Origin of the sequence: Sulfurospirillum arsenophilum NBRC 109478 (genome assembly GCF_000813345.1) — a bacterium.
In the GTDB taxonomy this organism is placed as follows: Bacteria; Campylobacterota; Campylobacteria; order Campylobacterales; family Sulfurospirillaceae; genus Sulfurospirillum; species Sulfurospirillum arsenophilum.
Map to the genome: position 1 here is coordinate 18827 of NZ_BBQF01000006.1, position 19833 is coordinate 38659.

The following is a 19833-nucleotide window of genomic DNA, read 5'->3' on the forward strand; positions in this document are numbered from 1 at the left end:
TTAGTGAAGCTCTGCTTTAGCGGTTGCTATAAGCTCGTTCAGTTTTTTCTCATACAATTTCGCATTATCCGCATTTGTTGACTCAAAACGAGTCACTAAGACTGGCGTTGTATTGCTCGCACGTACTAATCCCCAACCATCGTTAAAGATAACCCTTACACCGTCAACATCAACGATTTCTTTAATGGCTGGAAAATCTTTTGGAGGATTTTTCAAAAGCTCTTTGACTTTGTTAACCAGAGGGAATTTGTCGTTTTCATTGGTCTCAACTTTAAGCTCTTCGGTAGAGTAAACGACAGGAAGTTTAGCGATTTCTGCATCTACATCCAAACCATTTTTCACCATTTCTATCATACGAAGTGTTGCGTAAATGGCATCATCATAGCCAAAATAACGATCATTAAAGAAAAGGTGACCGCTCACTTCGGCTGCAAAATCGGCATTGGTTTTAGCGATCATCACTTTGAGGTTACTATGTCCTGTTTTGTACATAATCGCCTTGCCACGTTTGTTGATCTCATCGTACATGACTTGGGAACATTTTACTTCGCCAATGACCGTTGGATTTTTCATAGCACTTGAGAAAAGAATCGCCATGATGTCACCTTTGACATTGTTATGCTTCGTCAAAAACGCGAGTCTATCGGCATCGCCATCATAAGCAAAGCCAAGGGCATATTCACCTTCAAGCTCTTTTTTAATATCCTTAAGATTTTTTTCTACCGTTGGGTCTGGGTGGTGATTTGGGAAAGTGCCATCTGGGTCTGTATATAAACCTTTACATGTAAAGTCTAAAGCTTTAAAAACATCTTGCACCACGACACCTGCGACGCCGTTACCACAGTCATACACAAACGGTTGGTTGAAGCCTTTAAGATGGTCAAACTCTTTGATAAGATAAGCAATATAGCGCTCTTTAGCATTGATAAATGCAGAGCTTAAGTCATCTTCGATTTCAGTATCATAATTGGCAATAATTTCTCGACCAAGTGCGTAAATATCTTCGCCAAAAAAGGGTTTTTTATCAATCGTAATTTTAAAGCCATTGTATTCACTTGGATTGTGAGAACCGGTAATCATAATGGAAGCATTAGGCGTTACGCCATCAAAATCTTGAAAGTTACTAAAGTAATTCACAGGCGTTGCAACCAGCCCCATCGTCAAGACTTTACAACCCGCTTTGTTAAGTCCGCTTGTGAGATACTCGCACAAAATTGGTGAGTGTGAGCGCGCGTCATAGCCAATCGCAACGGTTTTACCCACTTTGACAATCTGTTTTCCTAAAAAATACCCAATTAATTTTACGGTTTGCTCGTTAAGCTCTTTTTCGTAGATACCTCTGATGTCATACTCTCTAAATATCGTTTTCAATGGTTCTCCTTGTATAATTCTTCTTCGATTGCGATGCCAAAGACATCCGTATAGGACTTTTCGACTCGTAAATTTTCCTGCATTGTAGCCAATGCACGCTGATAATCCTCTATAATGAGGTTGCCTTTAAGTAGTTCATACTTCAAAAATAGCCAATAGGTGTTCAGCACATCACTCTCGCAATACTCCTTGATGGTATCGATTTCCCCTGCATAATAAAGCTCCATAACCTGATCGCCATGCACATCGTATTTGCCAGGAAGCCCTACCATTGAGCAGACATGATCTAACTTCATACCTCGCACCGCCCCAAATTCACACAGATGATCGAGCAAATCAACATGAAAACGATCTGAATAGCGAGACCGATAATTTTCCCATTTGTTTTTATTCAGCTCTTTATTGTCAACTTCAAAATAAGCGTTACATGTAAGGTTGTATTGCATGGCACGAAGCATCAAAAGCGGCATATCAAAACTTCTGCCGTTAAAGCTCACCAGCTTAGGATTGTGCTTATTGATGAAGCCTAAAAAGTTCTTGATCATCTCGTGTTCATTGTTGCCTTCAATGCTGCTCACCTTGCGAAAGATGCCAAAATCATCGGCAATGACGGCTGAAATCGCCACGATTTTATGAAAAGAGAGCGGTAAAAAGCTGCTTCCACTCTTTTCCTCTTGCTCTTTTTGCGCTAAAAGCGAGACTTCAAGGTCATCTCCTTCAAGGCTTAGGACGCTTCGAATTAGCTTGGTATCAGGGATGGTCTCTATATCGAACACACAGATCATTGAACAGCCTTTAAGTCACTTTTAGTTAAAATTATAACTTAACTCATTTAAAAAGGGATGATACGGAATGAAAATTGCGATTGTAAAACTATCCGCACTGGGTGATATTATTCACGCCATGATTGTTTTACAATATATCAAAAAAAATATCCCAAATGCACAGATTGATTGGTTTGTGGAAGAAAAATTTGTGGGTATTTTGGAAAACAATCCTCACATCCATGCCATCTATCCCCTGCATCTTAAAAACAATACACTCCATTTTTTCAAAGAGTATCAAAAGCTCAAGATGATCTCAAAACAAAATCAGTATGATCTTGTTTTAGACCTGCAAGGACTCATCAAATCTGCCCTAGTTGCTAGAATTTTAAGTCCAAACTGTGTTGGTTTCGATAAACAAAGTCTTCGAGAACCGCTGGCTGCATTCTTCTATAAAACTTCTTTTCATGTTCCTTATGAAGAAAATGTCATTATGCGCAATCTCAAGCTTACATGTAAAGCTCTCAATATCGATATACCAGACATTCAAACCAAAGAACCTTTTTTATTTTCAACGCATAAAAGTGACATCACACCCTCGCTTCTTGTCATCACAGGCTCATCGTGGCAAAGCAAAGTGTATCCCAAAGAGCATTTTGTGACCATTTTCAATGCTTTACATGTAAAGAGTTTTATTGCATGGGGAAGTGAAGAGGAAAAAAAAGATGCACAGTATATCTGCGATCATACCAACGCAGAGATGCTTCCTAAAATGAGCTTAGATGAGCTAAAATCCATTGTCAAAAACAGCCATTTAGTCATTGGCGCAGATAGTGGTCCAACGCATATGGCATGGGCATTAGGGCGTCCTAGCATTACCATTTTTGGTCCGACACCTTCGGCGCGCAACACCGTTACAACCCCCATAAATTTGACAATAGATTGTGAAAAAGCTATAAATGCAAGAAATATCAATAAACATAATTTTTGCATTCAGCAGATTGATCCCTTAAAAATTATTGCATTAGCGAAGGAACTACTCCCGTGTTAGACGCTTTTTATGTATCAGCTTTTTGGCTGTTTAAACTCTTCGTTACAAAACTTCCCAAATCTTTATTGCGTATCTTGATTCATACGTTCGCAACGATAGGATACCTCATTGATGCGAAACATAACAAGATTGCCAAAGTCAATTTGGATCTTGCTTTTGAAGATCGTATGAGTGATAAACAAAAGACGGAAATTATTAAACAATGCTATCAAAATCTACTCTATCTTCTGAGAGAATTTATTGTCAATCAAACCATTTCTAAAGAAAATTTACTGAAAAAAATCACATTTCATAATGAACATATTTATGAAGATGCGATTCAAAAAAAGCAAGGTGTTATTTTTCTCACAGCACATTATGGAAGTTGGGAACTTTTATCGTTAGCGATGGGAGCAAAATTTGGCCCAATGAGTATTATCGGCAGAAAGCTCGATTCTGTTGCTATGAATGCTATATTAGAAAAAAATAGACAACGTTTTAATATCACATTGTTAGAGAAAAAAGGTGCGATGCGAGGTATGCTGAAGGCTTTGCAAAAAGGTGAAAATGTGGGTTTGCTTGTCGATCAAAATACAGCCGAGCAAGAAGGAATTCTTATCTCCTTTTTTGGAAAAAGTGCGCGACATACCCCAGCAGCAGCACAATTTTCAAAAAAGATGAATGTGACCATCATCCCTACTTTTATTACCACAAACGATTATGAACACTTTGATATAACGCTTTATGAACCAATATTGCCACCACAAAATGATGATGAAAAAGCCATCATCGATAGTGTTCAAGCACAAGCAAACATTACACAACAGGTGATTGAACAGAAACCTGATGAGTGGTTTTGGTTTCACAGAAGATGGAAAAATCAATATGAAGAACTCTACAAATGATTGCATTATCAATTGTTATCATTACCTTTAATAGCGAAAAATATCTTGAAGAAGTACTGAAATCATGTCTGTTTGCCGATGAAGTGGTGGTGGTTGACTCAGGCTCACATGACAACACCATTACGATTGCACAAAGCTTCCCCAATGTTACCCTTGTTCAGCAACCGTGGCTAGGATTTGGGCTTCAAAAGCAAAAAGGGGTAGACCTTGCACGCCATGACTGGGTGTTTGTTTTAGACAGTGATGAAGTCATCACGCAAGCGCTTCAAGAGGAAATCATCTTTACATGTAAAAGCTTTACATGTAAAGGCTATTTTGTACCTCGTATCAATTATTTCTTTGGCAAACCTATCAAACGTATGGGATTGTACCCTGATGCAACATTGCGACTTTTTGATCGAAAGAGTGCACACTTCAGTGAAAGTGCTGTGCATGAAAAAGTCATTTTAGACGGTGAATCCACTCAGTTACAATCACCCATGCTGCATTACGCATACGATACGATAGAGCAATTTATCGCAAAACAAAACCGCTACTCATCATTGGGAGCAAAACATAATTTTCTCAAAGCATTACTCAATCCTTCTTGGACATTTTTTAAACTTTTTATCCTCAAAGGTGGCATTTTAGAAGGTTGGCGAGGATATGTTATCGCTAAACTTTATGCTCAATATACTTTCTGGAAGTACATCAAATGAAAATTTTAATTCTAAAATTTCGCAACATTGGCGATGTATTATTGGTGACACCACTGTTAGATAACCTTAAAGCGCACTACCCTGATGCCCTGATTGATATTGCTGTCAATAAAGGGACAGAGACAATGGTAGAAGGACATCCGGCCCTGCATAGTGTCATCACCTATAATCGCTCCTTCATCAAAAGCCTTGGCATATGGAACAGACTCAAAGCCGAACTTGCATTTGCATGGAAACTTCGAACAACACATTACGATATCGTCATTAACCTCACAGAGGGTGATAGAGGCGCTCAATTAGCACTTATGAGTAATGCTCCCATTCGTATAGGCTATCACTCCAAAAATAGACTTTTTCACCGCGCATTTACCCATTTCTTACCACCTCAACAAATGCGCCATACACTCGAATGCAACCTAGACCCGCTCGTGGCCCTTGGACTTCCTATACTAACGCATAGAGCATCTATTTTTTGGAGCGAAAAAGAAAAAAATACAACAAAAGAATATACGAATTTTATTCATATTCATCCGGTCAGTAGATGGCTTTTTAAATGTATTGATGATGCGCTTATGGCACAGATCATTGATTTTTGCCAAGAAGAACTACAAACTCCTGTCATTCTTACGGCTTCACCTGATGAAATAGAAATGAAAAAAATTGAAAAAATTCTCTCATTTTGCAAAACTTCCCCCATTAATTTGAGTGGCACTCTCTCTCTAAAAGAGACCGCAGCGCTGAATGCTAAAGCCAAAATGTTCATTGGTGTCGATACGGCCATTATGCATATCTCAGCCGCCAATGATGTGCCTGTTTTAGCCTTTTTTGGGCCAAGTGGAGCATTTCACTGGGGTCCGTGGGATAATGCCCTTTCGCACAGTAGTTATACGCAAAGAAATGGTTTTCAAACAATGGGCAAACACCGTGTTCTCCAAGTCAATTGGCAATGTGCCCCTTGTGGAAAAGATGGCTGTAATGGCAGTAAAATCAGTGACTGCTTAATGCAAAAAGGGTTAGCTATAGAAACGATCAAACGCCATATTAAAGAGATGCTTCATGATTAATATTTTAGAACTCGAAAGCTCCAAAGGCTGGGGTGGACAAGAAAAAAGAACCGCAAGGCTGGTAAATTCTTTAGACAAAAACAACTTTAAAGTTTTTTGGGGAGTTCAGCCTAATAGCGAACTTTTAAAAAGAAAAAACGAGATCAACGCCGATTTTTTTGAAGTTCCCATCCGAAAAAGTTACGATCTTGTAGCACTGTGGAAAGTCATCAAACTTGTCAAAGAGCATCATATCGATGTTATTGCGACGCATTCGGGGAAAGATGGCTGGATAGGCGCACTTGCTGGACTTTTCACCAAAGCCAAAGTGATTCGCACTCGTCATCTCCAAACACCTATAACATCACCTGTCTCTTACAATCTCAATGATCATGTCGTAACCGTCAGTTCACAAGTTAAAGATTATCTCATCGGACGTGGCGTAAAACAAGAAAAGCTTTCCGTTATTTACACTGGTGTTGATACTCAAAAATTCTCACCATCCTTGAAAACAGATATTAAAAAAGAGCTCAATCTTTCGGAAGATACTATTGTGATTGGTATCGTTGCCGTCCTTCGTGCGGCAAAAAGACATCGTGATCTTCTTGAAGCTTTTGCGAATATCCAAACCGATAAAAAGGTTGTTGTCGTCATCATTGGTTCAGGTCCGCAAGAAGACAATATCAAGAATCTTATTGCAGAAAAAGAGTTAACACATCACGTTTTTATGCTGGGACATCGAGAAGATATTGATCAACTTCTCCCCTCTTTGGATATCTTTGTTCTCCCTTCCAATATGGAAGCACTAGGAACAGCTATTCTTGAAGCATCTGCATGTGGTGTACCATGCGTTGGTAGTCATGTGGGAGGCATACCTGAGTGTATCAAAGATCAAGAGAGTGGCTTATTGTTTGAAAAAGAAAATATCGCACAACTCACAGATGCCCTGACGACACTCATCAATGATGAAGTGTTGCGCAAACAATTTGGACGCAACGCTAGAGCACTTATTGAAGAGCATTTTTCCGTCTCTAAAATGACACAGGAAACAGAAGCACTTTATAAAAAGGCTACAGAGTGAGTGTTCCTGTTTTGATGTACCATCATATTTTACCTCAAAGCTCTTTCATCACTTCCAGCGTTGATGAGTTTAGAGAACAGATGTCTTTTTTAGCCCAAAATGGATGGACAACCCTTACAAGCGATGAATTTTACCGCTATAAGAAAGGTGAATTTACCCCTCCCAAAAAATCCGTTCTTATTACGTTTGATGATGGGTGGAGAGACAATTATATCTATGCCTACCCTATTCTTAAAGAGTTTGGGTTAAAAGCGACCCTCTTTTTAATCACAGAATGGATTGAAAAAGCGAGTGAATGCAAAGAAAATTTTGAGCCCATGAAGCACAAAGAGGCTAAAAAAGAAGTTTCGCAACATCCTGCAAAAGTCATTTTAAATTGGGATGAAATTGAAACAATGAAAGATGTTTTCGACTTTCATTCGCACACCTATACGCACAGAGATAACTGCTTTGACACAGTCACATGGAAAGACGAATTTCAAAAATCACGTCGTATGATGCAAAAAAGACTTGGATTTGACGATCTGCACTTATGCTGGCCACGTGGGATTTACGATGAAACGCTTATGAAACAAGCACAAGAAGAAGGTTTTGAAATACTTTATACCATTCAAAGAGGCATCAACAAACCCGATGGTAAAATGGATGAGATCAAACGAATAGCAGTAAAAAAAGGAGCAAAGTGGCTCAAAAAAACACTGTTTATCTTTTCAAATGATATGTTAGGCTCACTTTATGCAAGGATCAAAAATGATTGATTTAAGTAACAAAAAAGTTCTTCTTGTTCGCAATGACAACATAGGTGATCTTATCTGTACAACACCTGCCATTGAAGCGCTACGTAAAAAATACCCAAGTGCACAAATAGATATCGTGGTTAACAGTTACAATGAAGATGCTATTAAAGAAAATCCTTTTATCAATAAAACCTATATCTACACGAAGCCAAAACACAAAAAAGGATTGGTTGAAAAGATCAAAGCTGCTTTTGGTAAACTCAAAATTTTAGTCCAAATTATAAGTGAAGGTTACGATGCTGTTGTCATTTTCAGAGGTGGATACTCTAAATCAGCAGAGCTTTTTTCAACACTTTCCAGAGCACACTATAAAATTGGCGTCCAAAATAAAAATGGTAAAGATGGATTTACAACGCATATTATCCCCAATCCAAATACGCATGAAGTTATGTTTTGTTTTGAGTGTTTAAAACCTTTTGGAGTGATTTATGCTGGCGAAGGCACACGCTACTTTATTCCAGCAGAAATGATTCAAAAGTACACACCATACCAAAATGCAATCCTTTTTCATATCTCTTCAAGAATCACAGAAAACCGATACCCAAAAGAAAAATTTAAAGAAATTATCGATGCGCTTAAGGGAAAAGAGGTTGTTATCTCTGCCGAACCCGTTGATTTTGCGCAAGCACGATGGCTCGCTGAAAACACCCAAGCAGAGTTTATTAAAACCTCATCACTGAATGACCTTGGTGGGCTGATTGCAAACGTTAAATTATTTGTAACACTTGACGGAGGGGCAATGCATTTAGCTCCAGCCCTTGGCACAAAAACCATAGCATTAAGCGGTAAAACCAATATGAATCAGTGGCATCCGTGGGGATATGCCCATCTTGTCTTGCAAGATGAAAGTAAAAGAGCTGAGAATATCTCCATAGCAACCATACTCAAAACAATTCAAGAGAACCTATGAAAATTGACCTCTTTGAACTCTTTGTAAAATATGCTATCAAAAATAAAAAAATAAAAAAAATAAATGGCTGTATTGAGTCTTCTGAATTTCAGACAGTCGCTTTTCTAACCAACACGGCTATTGGAGATACTTTATTTAACACTCCTGTATTTAGGGCATTTAAAGAGTCTTTCCCTACAAAAAAAACAGTAGGGCTCTTTAATCCTGCAAACCTTTCTCTGTTTAAAACAAATCCTCATATCGATACTTTTCTCAGTTTTGATGGAAAATGGAATACCTTTTTTAAAACACTCAAAACACTGAAACAAGAGAAGCCTGACATTGTGTTTATCCTCCATTCCAATGAACCTCAAGCAACACCTCTTGCCGTTTTATGTGGCGCAAAATATGTCATCAAAATACCCAATGACAAAAATACCTATGCCTCTTTTCACTCAAATCCAAAGATTGCTCAAAATCTCGATAAACATGGTATTTTTGATCGCTTAAAGCAATTAGAATATATCAATATTGGTGCTTCCAATCCAACACTGGAACTCTTTTTAAAGCCCGAATGGGTTCAAACAGTCGATACTTTTTTTAACATGAGGGCCATAGCAGACGATGATATTCTGATTGGTTTTCAAGTAGGTGCGTCCACTAAAAGTAGAATGTGGTTTGAAGATAAATGGATCGAACTTGGGAAAAAACTTTTAGAGATCAATCCAAAAATAAAAATAATTCTCACAGGTTCTCCTGCGGAAAAAAAACTCACTAAACCTATCAAAAAAGCGTTACAAAGCGATCATGTTTTTGATTGTACAGGCATGTTTCCATTAGGCTCAGCAGCGGCACTTATTGGTAAACTCAATCTACTTATTACTCCAGACACCGGCCCTTTGCACATCGCAACTGCACTTAAAACGCCAACAATAGGGTTATTTGCAGTAGCAGATCCAAAAAATTCAAACGCATGCTACGATACACCGATACACCCTTTTATCAAAAAACCTAAAACGTGTGTTCCCTGTGTCGCCAAAAGATGTACCTATCAAAAGTGTATGTTACAGATAGAACCGGATGAGATTATAGAAACCATTCATCGGTACACTTTACTATGAAAAAAATACTTTTTATTGACACGGGAAAAGAGTATGGTGGAGGAACAAAGAGTTTCTTATATCTTCTTCAAGAATTACTTAAAGATCAAGAGCTTGATATCTATGTTCATTTTGAATATGACTATGCGTACAGCGGTACAACTATCTCCAAAGCAATTCACGCGATGGGAGCAAAATTCATTTATTCTGAGCCTAAAAAAAAGTTAACAAAATTCAAAAAAGAGTTGTTCAGAGCTATTTCAAAGAAGCTTCTTAGATCCATACAATACAAAATTAATTTTGAATATGCCAGTAATCTTCTTCGAAAAAACAACTATGATATTGTGCATTTAAATAACCATTTTAGTGAAAATCTTTACTATATAGAAGCTGCGAATCAACTCAAAATGAAGGTTATTCAACATTTGCGGAAAAATTCGCCTGTCGAATCAGAAAAATTGGAAAAATTAAGACAACTCTCATTTACGCCCATCAGTGTTTCCAAATCAACCTATAATTACTATAATGCAATCTTACCGATCGATCAAAATATTATTTACAATCCCGTCATAATGCCTCCCATGGAAATCTCTTCTAGCCCTCAAGATACTATAAACATCCTTATGCCAGCAAATTTTTTGTCTCTCAAAGGACATGCTCTTGTCTTTAAAGCATTCCTTGATATCACACGCAAAGATCTCAGGCTTCTTTTGGCTGGTGACGGTACTTTTGAGGGAGAACCACTTAAAAACTATACCCTCTTAAAACAAAAGGGTATCCTTATAGACTTAGGATTTGTTACCAATATAGAAGATTTTTATCTCTCTTCGGATTATGTTCTAAATTTTTCAGAAAATGAGGGTTTACCAAGAGCCGTCCTTGAAGGATTATCGCTTGGCTGTGGCATTATTGCTTCAGATATACCTATCGAAAAAGAGCTATACGATATTTGTGAGAATAAAAACAATTTTTACATCATACCGAGAAATCCAACGGCACTTTTAGAGTTACTGAATCACATAAAACCTATCCAAGAGAAGAAAAAAGATCTAAACATTATAGAAACATTTAGCATTCAGCACTATGTTGACTCTGTAAAAAATCTTTATAAAGCGCTTTTATAAAATTGGCTATCGCTTCTTCTTGGGAGTGTGTTATAGTATATAAATCAGGACATTTTCCCTTATAAGAAGCCCTAAAAACAGATGAATAAGGGGCACAAGGAGCATTGGACTGGACAATGAGCGACTTCTCATAGATAGGTCTTTGTTCCCTCCAAAAACAAGGTCCTGCAAAGTTGATTGTTGGGACATTGACGCTATCTGCAATATAACTATTGCCTGTATCTGAAGATATATAGAGATTTAGAACAGACATACGAGAAGGAAGCTCGCGAAGAGGGATTTGCCCTAACATGGAAATAATTGGATTTTTTGCATGAATATTTTTAGATAAATTTTCAAGATACACGTTTTCGTTTTCTAACCCAAAAATGTAGACCTCGCACTCAATCTCATCTAAAATAGCAAAAACTTTTTTCCATGTTTCACTATCAATCGTTTTTATTTTATTCCCAGCACTTAAACTCACACCCACTTTAAATTTATTACTTTTTAGAGGCATGTTTTGGGGAATGACCAGAGGTTTTTGTAACATTTTCCAATACCGATTTCGATCTAAACCCTCACCTATCATTTTTAAGTAGGTATCAATCGTAAGATCTTCAACGCTATGTTTTATTGTTTTCATATTGGAATTTAACAGTGTCAAATACCACTTATCCGCATACGTTGAAAGAGTCACTGTATTTTTGGAAAAACACATCTTTGCTAAAAAAAGATTGAGGCTATTAGGGATGAGAACATACACCGTGTGATAGTTGTTGAAAAAAAGTAAAAGCGCTAGTTGAATTTTTTGCCATATACTTTTTTTATACACGTTAACAACATATATTTGCTCAATTCTTTCATCATGATTTGCAAAAGGAAGATTGACGTGGTCCATTAAAATATCTGTTTTTTCTAAAACCTCGAACATGGGTGTCGTGTTGGCATAATCACCTATTTTTGCAGTTTGTATAACCAAATTTTTCTTTTTACATGTACGAAAAAAACTTACCAGAAACATTAATGGAAAGAAAATGATATATAGTATAAAATATCCCAAATATTAACCTTTAAAGGGGTTTAGTGAATAAATTACGTCATTTTACAGAAAAATACTATTTTTTATTCTTGTTTATTTATATTCTTTTTTTACCTATTGCACACACGGCATCCGTCCAAGCAATTTCGTTAGCTTTATTTGTTATTTTCTTTTTGTTGTTTGAATATAAAAATCTTAGATGGAAAGCTATACTAATACAAAAAAAGATCCTTTTTATTTTTAGTGGTTTTCTCGTTTTAGCATTGATTTCATTATGGTTTACCCCTGATGTCGTAGAGACGCTTAAAGAAATCAAGAAAGAATTGCTGAAGAATTTTATTGTAATGGCACTCTTTTTTTATTTTACACTCAGACAAGATAACATCAGTTTAGAAAAAATCCTTTATATTTTCTTTTTCTCTTTAACGTTTCATACACTCTACAATATTTACACATGGATAACCCATGGCGGATTTCCTTTTAGAGCAGGAGGGCTTTTAGATAATGGTGGAGGAGAAAGATTTGGCATCTGGGCAACGTACGCTCTTGCTTTTTCTATTGCTCTGTTTTTTACACACTATAAAAAGATCGCTACCATCTGTTTTTTAACATCACTACTCTCTATTGTGGCAAATAATACAAGAGCAACCTATGTTGCCGTTATTTTTATGGTAATGGCCTTCTTTACTCTCTTTATCCAAAATAAAAAAACAAAATTTCTTTTTATTGGAATTTTTCTGATAGCTTTTGCTCTCTTCTATGAATTTTCAGACTGCCTTTCAAACCGCTACAACATCAAAAATACGATCTCTAAAACACAAATGCTCTTGGAATTAAAACCATTTGAATTTGATAAGTTTGAGAAAGAATACGGAATTGACTACTCAATTTCAGCAAGACTTGCCATGTGGAAATCTGTCATACTTTATAGAGCACAAGAACCTTTTATACCTCAAGGATATGGCCGTTTTGTCTATGGAAAAGGAATACAAAACAACTTTAAACATGAACCAGAAAACATTCCTTTTGATGCGTATGCACAAACACACAATGATTTTTTTGGTTTTTTCTATGGTCTTGGATTGTTTGGACTTATCCTCTTTGTCTATTTTCTATATTTGCATTTAAAAATCTCCTATTTCATTGTAAGAAACACTCAAAGCACGCTACATAAAACATTTGCTACCTTTACATTTTTTGGCGTCATCGGTTTCATTGGATCCATCATGTTTGGTAGTTTCTTCGGGGATAGCGAAGCCAAATTATTTTATTGCTTGTATGGAATTTTATTAGGAATTCACTATAAAGAAACGCATGAAAATCTACCTTCTACGTCAGCATAAAACACCTTTTGGTGGTGCTGAAAATTATCTTTCAAGGCTGATGACTGAGCTTAAAAAAAATGATGTCGAATGTGAAGTCATCCACTCCTATGCACCAAAATTTCTAGCGTCTTGGATTAAAGCACTGTTTTTTAGCTTACAAGCTTGTTTTTTTAAAGGTGATAAATTCTACTTTTCACTTGACCGTATCACGTGTCCTGACATTTACCGTGCAGGAGATGGTGTTCATAAAGTCTTTTTAAAAAGCAAAAAGCACAGTTTTAATCTTTTAAATCCAGTGTATTGCTATTTGGAAAAGCGTTGCTTTAATAATGCACGCCATATCATTGCTAATTCACACTTCATCAAAAAACAGATTATGGAAACCTATGCTATTTCTTCTGAGAAAATCTCCGTCATCCACAATGGCGTACCACTTCCCAAAGCTTTTGATAAAGTTACATGTAAAGCAAAACTCATGGACTCTTTTGGATTAAATCCCTCGTTACCTGTTATCTTATATGTAGGTAGTGGCTTTGAACGCAAGGGAGTCAATGAGATGTTGCACCTCCTCTCAAAACTAACTACTCCATTTCATGCATTTATCGTTGGAAAAGAGAAGCGTATGGAGGATTATCTCCAGTTAAGTGCCTCTTTGGAAATTGCAGACTCTGTAACCTTCACAGGCGCACGCAGAGATGTGGAACGTTTTTACCAAGGCAGTGATATTTTTCTTTTTCCTACACGCTACGAACCATTTTCAAATGTCGTCTTAGAAGCGATGAGTTACGCCAATGCTGTTATAACAACGGCGCAAAATGGTGCATCTGAAGTTTTAGAGAAACGCTTTGTGATGGGAACACCCTCAGATGAGACGATTCTTCCTTTTTTAGAAACCTTACTCAACGACAAATCATTGCGCAGTTCAATTCAACACGAAAACGCTCAAAAAGCTACGCAGCTGAGCATTGAGCACAATGTTGCACAAACCTTAGAAGTCATTCATGCGCATCTTCATTGAACTCCCCACTTGGCTTGGAGATGCCATCATGGCAACGCCTGCTATTGAAAATATACTAGAGCACTATCCAAATGCTGACATAACCTTGTTTGGCTCTTTTGTTTCCACAGAAGCACTCAAAATGCACCCTCGCGTATCACGTAGTATCGTCGATGAAAGTAAAAAAGCATTTTTACGATTTTATTGGCTTTATCAACATGCTCAACAACTCGGCTCATTTGATATAGCCATTAGTTTTAGAAGCTCATTGACATCCTCTTTCTTGCTATGGTCTGTTTCTGCAAAAAAGAAATTTTGCTATACAAAAAATGTATTTAAGGGACATCAGGTCGAAAAGTACACCCAATTTATAGCAAAATCTTTACATGTAAAGACACAACCACTCCCTTTAAAGCTCTATCAAACACCCTTTCACTTTGATAAACCAACGCTGGGAATCAATCCAGGAGCAACGTATGGAAGTGCTAAGCGGTGGTATCCAGAAGAGTTTGCTAAAGTGGCGGCTTACTTTGCGAACCGCTATGACATTGTCATTTTTGGTGGTCCCAATGAGGTAGATATTGCAAAAGAAGTTGAAGAAAAACTCAAAGAAAATGCGATTACCAATGTAACCAATTTGGCAGGAAAAACAACCATTCAAGAGCTCATACAAAACATTGCAGGACTGAGCCTCTTTGTTACCAATGACAGTGGACCAATGCACGTAGCGGCTGCGTATCAAATCCCTACAGTGGCTCTTTTTGGACCAACAAAGTATAATGAAACAGCCCCATGGCAAAATGCTAACAGCACTATTCTTTCCCACGATCTTGTCTGTGCACCCTGTATGAAAAGGGAGTGCCCCATCAAAACACACGAGTGTATGCGGGGCATAAAAGCAGAAGAAGTTATTTCGTTGTTAGAGCGTCATCTATCGCTTGACAAATAATATGCCCGATCATAATGTGCATCTCTTGAATGCGCGGGGTATCATCGCTTGGAACAATTAAATTAATATCACAAAATTCACTCATAACACCACCATCACGACCTGTAAGCCCAATCGTTTTACACCCTATATTACGGGCAAGGCTAAGAGCTCGTACCACATTTTTACTATGACCACTGGTTGAAAAACCAATGAGTAAATCACCTTCACGTGCTAATGCTTCGACTTGTCTATCGAAAATACGATCAAAGCCAAAATCATTACCAACAGCCGTAAGAACAGAAGTATCGGTTGTCAAAGCAATACCAGCAAGTCCTCGTCGCTCACTCTTATAACGTCCACTCAGCTCTGCTGCAATGTGTTGTGCATCTGCAGCACTACCTCCATTACCGCACAATAAAATTTTATTGCCATTTTTCAATGTTTCTGTTGCAATAACACATGCCGTATAAATATGGCTTTGTAAACTCTCTATGGTTTTTGCAATCACTGTTTGATGCGATAACATCTCACGCTTTATCATTTCTATCATTATTTTATCCTTTTGCCTTTGTCTATGCTCATACTTCGTATAAAGACTTTGGTTCCGAGCTGACAAAAGTGAAGCAATTCACTTTTGCTTATCATCTCTCACCCTCTCAATAATCTTTGTTGTACTCTTGCCTTCTACAAACTGGACTAATCGTACCTCTTTAGCTATGTTGCTTCCAACAACCTCTTTCCCTTCATAATCAGCACCTTTAACCAAAATGTCAGGTTTAATGGCAGAGATAAGCTCTAAGGGCGTATCTTCTTCAAATGGGACGACAAAGCTCACAGATTCTAAGCTCGCTAAAACATACGCTCTATCTTCCAGCGGGTTGATAGGTCTACTCTCGCCTTTAAGGCGTTTAATCGAATGATCAGAATTAAGCCCAAGAATCAATATATCACCAAAACTCTTAGCCACCTCAAGGTACTTCACATGCCCTACATGTAAAATGTCAAAACAGCCATTGGTAAAGACAATTTTTTGATTTTTCTTGGTTTGTAAAAGATGCAGAATCTCTTCTTTGGTTTTGATTTTACTCTCAGCCGTAGCAGCTCTTAGGCTATGCTCATACGCATCTACTTCGTCTAGTGTGACAGTCGCACTGCCTAATTTTCCAACGACAACAGCAGCTGCTGCATTGGCAAAAGAAGCGGCTTCTTTCATACTCAAACCACAGGATAGCGCATATCCAAGACTGGCTAAAACAGTATCGCCAGCACCCGTGACATCATACACTTCACGCGCAACGGTTGGCATTTTAAGAAACTGTTCACCAAAAATTGCCATACCATCTTCGGAGAGCGTGATAATGGCATAGTCTAATCCCAAACTCTCTTTAAGAAGTGTGCCTGCTTTTTGCAGAGTTTCATCATCGTTAATGGCAATTTTTGTAGCGATACTTGCCTCTTTTTTATTGGGAGTAATCAGCATTGCACCACTGTATTTACGATAATCATCGCCTTTTGGATCGACTAAAATGGACTTTTGATACTTTTTGGCAAGCGCTATAACATTACATGTAAAAGTTGTTGTTAAAACCCCTTTGCCATAATCTGAGAGCAAAATGGCATCTACTCTAGGAATATAGGCTTCACATTGTGCTAAAAGAGCATCGGCCGAAACTTCGGTGATATCATCTTTGGATTCGCTATCATAGCGGACCACTTGCTGATGTGAGGCTATAACACGACTTTTTTTACTTGTTTTACGCCCCTCTTGCTTAACAATACCTTTGGCATCTGCCCCCAAAGTTTCAAGCATACAAAGAAGCTCTTTGCCGTTATCATCATTTCCTACAACACTTAAAACAGTTACTTTGGCGCCAAGACTTAAAAGATTGTTAACCACATTGCCAGCACCGCCTAAAACAGTACTCTCTTTTTGAATATCCACAACCTGCACAGGCGCTTCGGGAGAGATACGATCGCATTTTCCCCACAGGTAATGATCTAACATCAAATCGCCAATCACCAAAATAGAAGGCTGGTATGCTCGTAATCTATCCATGTTTTACTTCACTCTTAAAAATTCGCTTAATTTCAGGAACATATGCCCTAATACCCTCTTCTAAACTCATGCGTGGTTCATACCCTAACTCTTTTTGCGTTGCAAAAACATCTGCCTCTGTGTGCATCTGGTATGCACTGTATGGGTTGTCAAAATACTCTGTTCCTAAGTTCGTTTCGAGCTCTTTTTGCAAGATGTCTGCGATGTCTTGAAAACTTCTTGGATTGCCTGTTCCTACATTGTAAACACCGCTTTTACCGGAAGCTGCTGCTTTGATATTGGCTTGAACAACATCGTCAATGTAAATAAAATCACGTACAATTTTATCAGATCCATTAAAGAGGCGTGGTGTTTTACCACTTAAAATTTGAAGCCCAAGTTGTAAAACCATGGAAGCCGTTGTGTTTTTGAAGTATTCTCTTGGACCATAAACATTGAAGTAGCGTAGCCCAATCACACTCATAGACGGATTTTGTTTTGCAAATTCGCGGGCTAAGTGATCCATAGAGAGTTTGCTAAAGCCATAAACATTTTGAGGTTGTTCATGCCCTACTCTCTGAGGTGAAACAGCATCCCCATACGTTGCGGCACTTGAGGCATAAATCACAACAGCATTGCTTTTTTTAGCCAATTCAAGGATACTTTTAAAGGCGTTAACATTTGTTTTAACCATAATGCCTTGATCTAAAACCGTTGTATCAGAAATGGCGGCTTCATGAAAAATATAATCAAATTGATACGTATTCAGTTTTTTTAGAGCCTCTTCATCATTAATATCACCGCTAATGACTTCACCCTTAAAACCTATAAGGTTTTTGAAATGCCCAAAACTTTTAAGATTGCCATTGGAAAATGTAGCTTCACTTCTAAAAATATCAAAGACAACAACATTACATGTAGGATAATTTTCTTGAAAATAAAAAGCAAGGTTACTACCAATAAACCCAGCCCCGCCTGTAATTAAAATACTTTTTTGATTGAAATTCGTTTCGCTATAATGCATGCTAAACCCTAATTTTTGATAAGATTTATTGTATCCAAAATAAAATTAACGCAATATTTAGCCTCTGTGTCGAGGTCATTTCCTAAAAAGATCGTATTTTCGATACCCACGCCACGGGCTGCTTCTATGTCGCTTTTTTTATCACCAATCATCCACGAGCGTGAAACATCAATTCCAAAGTCTTTAATCGCCTCTTTAAACATACCGCTCTTGGGTTTTCGACACTCACAATTTGCTTCAGGAGCATGAGGACAGCGGTAGACGGCATCAATTTTAATGTTTACATGTAAAAGTTCTTGACGCATCCACGACATTAACGTTTGAAAGTCTTCTTCACTGTAATACCCTCGCCCAATGCCAGACTGATTGGTGACGATGATGAGCAGATACCCTAAGGATTGAAAATGTTTTAACGCCTCAAAAACACCTTCGCAAAATTCAAAATCTTCAATTTTATAGACATACGCTTTATCAATATTGATCACCCCATCGCGATCTAAAAAGAGTGCTTTTTGCACCTATTCTCCTAACTCTTTGGTAATATCACTGAGTAAATTGGTGTATTCAAGATAACCAAAAGCATCTTTTTGGGCTATCAATGAATTTTTAGCTCGCTGGAAAAAGCTTCTGGATTGTTCACGATTTCGCAGATCATACGCTAAGAATTTTCCCATGTAGTAGTTTGCATAAAGATGTGTTGGCTCTTTAATCAACACAATTTGAACCTCTTCAATCGCCGAATAAATTTGTGAATTTTTTTGAAGGGCAAGCGCAAGTTTGAGGCGCACCATATGTTGTTCTTCATCAACTAAAAGACTTTTTTTATACATCACAGAGGCTTCATTAAAAATGCCCATCTCAAAATAACCATCCCCTAGTTTATTCCAGATATCTTTGTCATTTGTTTTGGCTGCTTGTTGCTTGAGATTTGTCACTTTAAGCGCGAAAGGAAGAACGGTTGCAATGCGGCTATTTTGAACATTATGCGGATCTATAGAGTAGGCATCCACTAAGATATCAAACCCTTGTGCAATTTTGCCCTGTTTGAGATAAATATTGGCCAGTTGGAGTAAACAAACTGTATTACTTGGCTCTGTTACTAAAATCGTTTCAATGGCTTCTTTGGCTTTTTGAGTGTCGGTTCTTTCTACTTCGCATACACTGTGTGTTGCAGATAAAAGGCTACTCAAAACAGATAAAAATACGACAATCCCCCGAAACAAATTGACCCCTATTTAATGTAAGATTGGCTGGATTATACCCAAGTTTTATACAAATGAAAATAGTACATGAATGTAGTTCACAAAAACTAAGCAGGGTTAAAGTATGGTTAGTTATAATTTTTCACACACAACTCAAAAAGGGGTATTTCGTATGAAAAAAGTTTGCACAATTTTAGCAATTGCAGCAGTATCTAGTTTGATGGCAGCCGATGGAGCAGCAATCTACCAATCAAAATGTTTTTCCTGTCATGGAGAGAAAGCTTCTAAAGCAGCATTGAACAAATCACAAATCATTGCAGGCTGGGATGCAGCTAAAATCGTTGCTTCTGTTAATGGCTATAAAGATGGCAGTTATGGTGCAGCAATGAAAGGTGTTATGAAACCAATCGCAAGTGGTTTGAGTGACGAAGATCTTAAAGCTGTCGCTGCAACAATCGCTTCATATAAATAAAAAACTCTACACGATACAGGGGCA

General features: G+C 37.6%; 21 protein-coding genes. 13 read left to right on the forward strand and 8 right to left on the reverse strand.

Annotation, left to right across the window (positions count from 1 at the left end; genetic code table 11):
- Together SAR02S_RS12560 and SAR02S_RS12565 are read right to left on the reverse strand one after the other, a co-directional pair.
- On the reverse strand, positions 1-1371 hold the full coding sequence (locus SAR02S_RS12560; RefSeq protein WP_041960252.1) for a phosphomannomutase/phosphoglucomutase: 1371 nt from the start codon (positions 1369-1371) through the stop codon (positions 1-3).
- Complete coding sequence (locus tag SAR02S_RS12565; RefSeq protein WP_041960254.1) at positions 1368-2156, reverse strand: 3'-5' exonuclease; 789 nt, start codon at positions 2154-2156, stop codon at positions 1368-1370. Before SAR02S_RS12565 ends, SAR02S_RS12560 begins: the two co-directional genes overlap by 4 nt.
- A 67-nt stretch (positions 2157-2223) precedes the next feature.
- Here SAR02S_RS12565 and waaC point away from each other — a divergent pair, with 67 nt between their 5' ends.
- The 9 genes from waaC to SAR02S_RS12610 are packed head-to-tail and all read left to right on the forward strand — an operon-like array spanning position 2224 to position 10802.
- Entirely contained in the window at positions 2224-3186 is a 963-nt protein-coding gene (gene waaC / locus SAR02S_RS12570; protein ID WP_041960256.1) for a lipopolysaccharide heptosyltransferase I, read from the forward strand.
- Positions 3180-4070 carry a lipid A biosynthesis lauroyl acyltransferase gene (locus tag SAR02S_RS12575; protein WP_041960258.1) on the forward strand — a complete coding sequence of 297 codons (891 nt, stop codon included), beginning with the start codon at positions 3180-3182 and terminating at the stop codon, positions 4068-4070. Before waaC ends, SAR02S_RS12575 begins: the two co-directional genes overlap by 7 nt.
- Positions 4067-4768: a glycosyltransferase family 2 protein gene (locus SAR02S_RS12580; RefSeq protein ID WP_041960260.1), complete on the forward strand. Its 702-nt coding sequence runs from the start codon at positions 4067-4069 to the stop codon at positions 4766-4768. The genes SAR02S_RS12575 and SAR02S_RS12580 overlap by 4 nt, the downstream gene beginning before the upstream one ends.
- On the forward strand, positions 4765-5832 hold the full coding sequence (gene rfaQ, locus SAR02S_RS12585) for a putative lipopolysaccharide heptosyltransferase III (protein ID WP_041960262.1): 1068 nt from the start codon (positions 4765-4767) through the stop codon (positions 5830-5832). The genes SAR02S_RS12580 and rfaQ overlap by 4 nt, the downstream gene beginning before the upstream one ends.
- The gene (locus SAR02S_RS12590; RefSeq protein WP_041960264.1) at positions 5825-6892 is read left to right on the forward strand and encodes a glycosyltransferase family 4 protein; all 1068 of its coding nucleotides are present in this window, start codon (positions 5825-5827) and stop codon (positions 6890-6892) included. The genes rfaQ and SAR02S_RS12590 overlap by 8 nt, the downstream gene beginning before the upstream one ends.
- On the forward strand, positions 6889-7650 hold the full coding sequence (locus SAR02S_RS12595) for a polysaccharide deacetylase family protein (RefSeq protein WP_041960266.1): 762 nt from the start codon (positions 6889-6891) through the stop codon (positions 7648-7650). The genes SAR02S_RS12590 and SAR02S_RS12595 overlap by 4 nt, the downstream gene beginning before the upstream one ends.
- Entirely contained in the window at positions 7643-8599 is a 957-nt protein-coding gene (locus tag SAR02S_RS12600; protein WP_041960268.1) for a glycosyltransferase family 9 protein, read from the forward strand. Before SAR02S_RS12595 ends, SAR02S_RS12600 begins: the two co-directional genes overlap by 8 nt.
- Positions 8596-9699 carry a glycosyltransferase family 9 protein gene (locus tag SAR02S_RS12605; protein ID WP_052433643.1) on the forward strand — a complete coding sequence of 368 codons (1104 nt, stop codon included), beginning with the start codon at positions 8596-8598 and terminating at the stop codon, positions 9697-9699. The genes SAR02S_RS12600 and SAR02S_RS12605 overlap by 4 nt, the downstream gene beginning before the upstream one ends.
- Positions 9696-10802: a glycosyltransferase family 4 protein gene (locus SAR02S_RS12610; protein ID WP_041960269.1), complete on the forward strand. Its 1107-nt coding sequence runs from the start codon at positions 9696-9698 to the stop codon at positions 10800-10802. Before SAR02S_RS12605 ends, SAR02S_RS12610 begins: the two co-directional genes overlap by 4 nt.
- Here the strand turns inward: SAR02S_RS12610 and SAR02S_RS12615 are convergent.
- A complete protein-coding gene (locus SAR02S_RS12615) occupies positions 10747-11763 on the reverse strand; it encodes a glycosyltransferase family 9 protein (RefSeq protein ID WP_052433644.1) in 1017 nt (338 codons plus the stop codon). The genes SAR02S_RS12610 and SAR02S_RS12615 overlap by 56 nt on opposite strands.
- A 104-nt stretch (positions 11764-11867) precedes the next feature.
- Between SAR02S_RS12615 and SAR02S_RS12620 the strand changes: the two genes are divergently transcribed.
- From SAR02S_RS12620 to waaF, 3 genes are read left to right on the forward strand one after another with little or no spacing between them, the layout of a single operon-like run.
- On the forward strand, positions 11868-13166 hold the full coding sequence (locus tag SAR02S_RS12620; protein WP_041960274.1) for an O-antigen ligase family protein: 1299 nt from the start codon (positions 11868-11870) through the stop codon (positions 13164-13166).
- Positions 13138-14166: a glycosyltransferase family 4 protein gene (locus SAR02S_RS12625; protein ID WP_041960275.1), complete on the forward strand. Its 1029-nt coding sequence runs from the start codon at positions 13138-13140 to the stop codon at positions 14164-14166. Before SAR02S_RS12620 ends, SAR02S_RS12625 begins: the two co-directional genes overlap by 29 nt.
- Positions 14150-15094 (forward strand): lipopolysaccharide heptosyltransferase II, encoded by a 945-nt coding sequence (waaF, locus tag SAR02S_RS12630; RefSeq protein ID WP_041960277.1) that lies wholly within the window; start codon positions 14150-14152, stop codon positions 15092-15094. Before SAR02S_RS12625 ends, waaF begins: the two co-directional genes overlap by 17 nt.
- Here waaF and gmhA read toward each other — a convergent pair.
- The 5 genes from gmhA to SAR02S_RS12655 all read right to left on the reverse strand — a co-directional run bounded on the left by gmhA (position 15054) and on the right by SAR02S_RS12655 (position 19358).
- A complete protein-coding gene (gene gmhA / locus SAR02S_RS12635; protein ID WP_041960279.1) occupies positions 15054-15626 on the reverse strand; it encodes a D-sedoheptulose 7-phosphate isomerase in 573 nt (190 codons plus the stop codon). The genes waaF and gmhA overlap by 41 nt on opposite strands.
- Positions 15627-15704: 78 nt before the next feature.
- A complete protein-coding gene (gene rfaE1, locus SAR02S_RS12640; RefSeq protein WP_041960281.1) occupies positions 15705-17132 on the reverse strand; it encodes a D-glycero-beta-D-manno-heptose-7-phosphate kinase in 1428 nt (475 codons plus the stop codon).
- A complete protein-coding gene (rfaD, locus tag SAR02S_RS12645; protein WP_041960283.1) occupies positions 17125-18135 on the reverse strand; it encodes an ADP-glyceromanno-heptose 6-epimerase in 1011 nt (336 codons plus the stop codon). The genes rfaE1 and rfaD overlap by 8 nt, the downstream gene beginning before the upstream one ends.
- Positions 18136-18143: 8 nt before the next feature.
- Positions 18144-18653 carry a D-glycero-beta-D-manno-heptose 1,7-bisphosphate 7-phosphatase gene (gene gmhB, locus SAR02S_RS12650; protein ID WP_041960284.1) on the reverse strand — a complete coding sequence of 170 codons (510 nt, stop codon included), beginning with the start codon at positions 18651-18653 and terminating at the stop codon, positions 18144-18146.
- Complete coding sequence (locus tag SAR02S_RS12655) at positions 18654-19358, reverse strand: tetratricopeptide repeat protein (RefSeq protein WP_041960286.1); 705 nt, start codon at positions 19356-19358, stop codon at positions 18654-18656.
- Positions 19359-19509: 151 nt separating this feature from the next.
- Between SAR02S_RS12655 and SAR02S_RS12660 the strand changes: the two genes are divergently transcribed.
- On the forward strand, positions 19510-19809 hold the full coding sequence (locus SAR02S_RS12660; RefSeq protein ID WP_041960288.1) for a c-type cytochrome: 300 nt from the start codon (positions 19510-19512) through the stop codon (positions 19807-19809).
- Positions 19810-19833: the final 24 nt, after the last annotated feature.